3 protein-coding genes, 1 tRNA gene and 1 rRNA gene are annotated in these 3361 nt (G+C 57.2%); 3 read left to right on the top strand and 2 right to left on the bottom strand.

Translation table 11 applies throughout. From position 1 onward, the window contains the following. From QZY01_RS07220 to QZY01_RS07230, 3 genes are all read left to right on the top strand, one after another. A partial coding sequence (locus QZY01_RS07220) for a MucR family transcriptional regulator (RefSeq protein ID WP_294535222.1) occupies window positions 1–330 on the top strand: 330 nt, incomplete at its 5' end. A gap of 73 nt (window positions 331–403) precedes the next feature. After that, on the top strand, window positions 404–637 hold the full coding sequence (locus QZY01_RS07225; protein WP_294535225.1) for a hypothetical protein: 234 nt from the start codon (window positions 404–406) through the stop codon (window positions 635–637). Between the two features lie 728 nt (window positions 638–1365). Beyond that, a complete protein-coding gene (locus QZY01_RS07230) occupies window positions 1366–3066 on the top strand; it encodes a recombinase family protein (RefSeq protein WP_294535228.1) in 1701 nt (566 codons plus the stop codon). Here the strand turns inward: QZY01_RS07230 and QZY01_RS07235 are convergent. Next, a tRNA-Met gene (locus QZY01_RS07235) sits at window positions 3023–3099 on the bottom strand. The two genes, QZY01_RS07230 and QZY01_RS07235, sit on opposite strands and share 44 nt — an antisense overlap. A 138-nt stretch (window positions 3100–3237) precedes the next feature. Then, window positions 3238–3352: ribosomal RNA gene (gene rrf / locus QZY01_RS07240) — 5S ribosomal RNA — on the bottom strand. Window positions 3353–3361 lie beyond the last annotated feature (9 nt).

Genomic DNA, 3361 nt, shown 5'->3' on the forward strand with positions numbered 1-3361 from the left:
GCGGGAATAAATGCATTTCGCGACGATTTCGTCGTCGATGCACCGAATGTGGAGCCTTTTCTTCCCATCAAGGCATCCGTCTGGAGTGACAAGATTATCTGTCTTGAATGCGGAAAAAGCTTTGCGACTCTCAAGCGGCATTTACTGGCGGTTCATAAGCAGACCGATATCGAATACCGTAAGAAATTCGGCCTGTCCGGGGACTACCCGATGATTTGCGAAGAATTTGAAAGCAGCCGGCGCCAGCTGATGCTCGACCACGGTGCGTTCAAGCCGCTTACAAAAGCACAACGAAAAGCGCGTTCTCTTAAATTAGACTTGGACGTTTGAAGCGGACCCCGGATCTGGGACCATTGGTTAATGTGTATGGCTTCCTGCTCTGTAACCACCGATGGAGCAAGGGATGACCAAGTTACGCAAGAAGTTTGATGCGGCGTTCAAGGCGAAGATAGCGCTGGAGGCGCTGCGCGAGGACTCGACGGTTCCGAAACTGGCCGCACGGTGTGCATCCGAACCAGATTTACACATGGAAGAAGCGGGTCCATCGATACTTTGTCAGGAATATTTGCGGGGCGCTATCGGTTGCCCCGCTTTTTTGCATCCTTCAAGATCGCACCCCAATCTGTGGTGTGGCTGACGGTTGATGCCACCGGCTCCTCGCCGAACCGGAAACGGCGCGGCAGAGGGGGCCAGAAACAGATATAATCTGAACAGCAATTTCCAGAAATGGAGCCAACGATTGTCGCCATCTCAATAAAGCGACCCTTTTTGAGAATACCTGTTGACTTTTTATCGTATCACATCGATATTGTTCATACGAAAGCAGGTTTGCGGATTTCTGTTGCGGTGAGGCAACCCCGGCGACATGGATCTTAACGCAGCTTGCGGCGGCCACACTGATACTCGTTTGTTCGCGGCAAACACCACGGCAAGCGGGATTCAGAGGGGAAAAAATTGGCGTAACGCGGCATATTCCTGTATCCGCGGCGCCAGGCTGGGGAGCTGACCTTCCGCATGGTGCGTGAAGGCGGCAAGGCGCGCCCGCCTGCTCGTTGAACGGCGCATAGCCCGTTCGCCGCCTGGCCTCTGGCTCGGCGTATCGGGCGGCCGCGCGTGAAAAACCATTCGTCACCCAATTACCGCCAGAAAAGCGTTCGAAGGTCACTTTCGGAGCCGCCGACGGCGTCGGCAAAGGCAACCGTCGGGTTGGAAAGCCCGGATTCCAACCTTATGGCGAAACCCGATGGCGCTGTCTCGGAGAGGTTGATTCCGCTTGCTCAACTCTTGGCGCGCAACGCGGCCAGGAAGTGGTATCTTGAATCCCTGACCGCCAGTGAGACAACGACCGAAGGCTAGGCACATCCCGTGAACGTTGGCATTTACGCGCGATTTTCGTCGACGAACCAGAAAGATGCGTCAATCCCCGATCAATTTCGGGATTGCCATGCGAAAGCCAAACGAGAAAATTGGCAGGTCACCGGGGAACATAGCGACCCTGCGATCTCCGGCAAGACCTTCTTCCTCCGTCCGGGCATCCAGGCGCTGATAGCCGGTGCGCTCAAAGGGAGGTATCAGATAGTTCTCGCCGAGTCCCTGGATCGCCTATCACGCGATATGGAGGACATTGCGGGACTGTTCAAACGGCTAACCTATGCCGGCGTGAAAATCTTCACGCTTGCCGAGGGAGAAATCACCCCTCTCCACGTCGGCCTCAAGGGCGCGATGAACGAGATCTTCTTGAAAGACCTCGCGGAGAAAACCTTCCGTGGCCTCCGCGGCAGAGTCGATCTCGGAAAATCAGGTGGCGGTAACGCTTACGGTTACAGTCTGGCGCCCTGCATCGGCTCAGATGGAAAGGTCGAACGCGGCGCGAGAACGATCAATCCAGTGGAAGCCGCGATCATTCTACGCATTTTTCGGGACCATCGGGCCGGCAAGTCGGGCAAACGCATCGCAGTCGAACTCAACCGTGAAGGGATTGCAGCGCCCAGAGGCGGCGAGTGGAGCTTTTCGACCATCAACGGCAGTGCAAAGCGTGGCAACGGCATTCTGAACAACGAGATGTACATTGGACGTCTCGTTTGGAATCGTCAGCACTTTGTCAGCAATCCAGACACTGGTAAGCGGCAGGCGCGCCTGAATCCCAGTTCGGAATGGATTGTGACGAAGGTGCCGGAATGGCGGATCGTCGACGACGAACTCTGGCACGCGGTCAAGGCGCGGCAGGCGGCCGCAACAAAAGTCCGCGACTCCGACGAAGAAAACAACTTTCGTGACCGCCGCCGCCCGAAATACCTGTTCTCGGGACTCGCCAAATGCGGCTGCTGCCGCGGCGGCTACACGATGATTTCGGCGACCCTGGTTGGCTGCGCCACGGCGCGCAACAAGGGGACTTGTGACAATCGCGTCAATATCCGGAGCGAAGCGCTCGAGAGCCGGATCGTCGGGGCCCTTCGAGAGAATTTGATGGACCCCACCCTGTTCAAGGTCTTTTGCGAGGAATTCACCCGTGAACTGAACCTTGTCCGCACCGAGGCCCGTTCCGGCGTCGACGCCGCGAAGACGGAGATCAAGCGAATCGATCGGGAACTGGACACCCTCCTCAACATTATTCTCAAGGGCGGCGCAGCCGAGCGCATCAACGCCAAGATGGTCGAACTCGAGCAGCGCAAGAAGCAGCTCGAGCAGAAAGTGGCCGAAGCGGGCGAGGCGGCGCCGCTTCTTCACCCCGAAATGGCGACCTTTTATCGCCGGGAGATCGAACAACTCCATAACGCTCTCGCCGACGAGGACGAGACGCATCGTCTGGAGGCGTTGGAGATCATTCGCTCGCTGATTGACGCGATCATACTGACCCCGGACGGCGACGGCGCCCTCAAGGTCGAGGTTCGCGGCGATCTCGCGGGCATTCTGACGATCGCCTCTGCGTCGAAACCGGCGCGCAATGGATTTGGGGGCGGAAACGCCAAAAGCCGCCCTGGAGGGGCGGCTTCTGGTTGCGACTTGGCATCGCAAGTTGAGATGGTTGCGGGGACAGGATTTGAACCTGTGACCTTCAGGTTATGAGCCTGACGAGCTACCGGGCTGCTCCACCCCGCGTCAGGGTGTTTTGCGTTCTGTGTGTTTTTTTGTTTGTTTTTTTGTGGTTTTGGAACGCGCATGGTCACGGCGACATTGGATCGAGCATCGCCGTGACCGTTGGTATGTTTTGTGATGAGGAATGCTTGTCTTTGGCAGGCCTGGCGGCGACCTACTCTCCCAGGTCTTGAGACATAGTACCATTGGCGCTGAAGCGTTTGACGGCCGAGTTCGGGATGGGATCGGGTCTGGCCACTTCGCAAGAGCCACCAGGCCGGCGAAA

The organism is uncultured Rhodoblastus sp. (assembly GCF_903903185.1).
Lineage (GTDB): Bacteria > Pseudomonadota > Alphaproteobacteria > Rhizobiales > Beijerinckiaceae > Rhodoblastus.

Coding starts and splice junctions, on each gene's coding strand:
- QZY01_RS07225 (WP_294535225.1), top strand. CDS start 404: ATGACCAAGTTACGCAAGAAGTTTGATGCGGCGTTCAAGGCGAAGATA.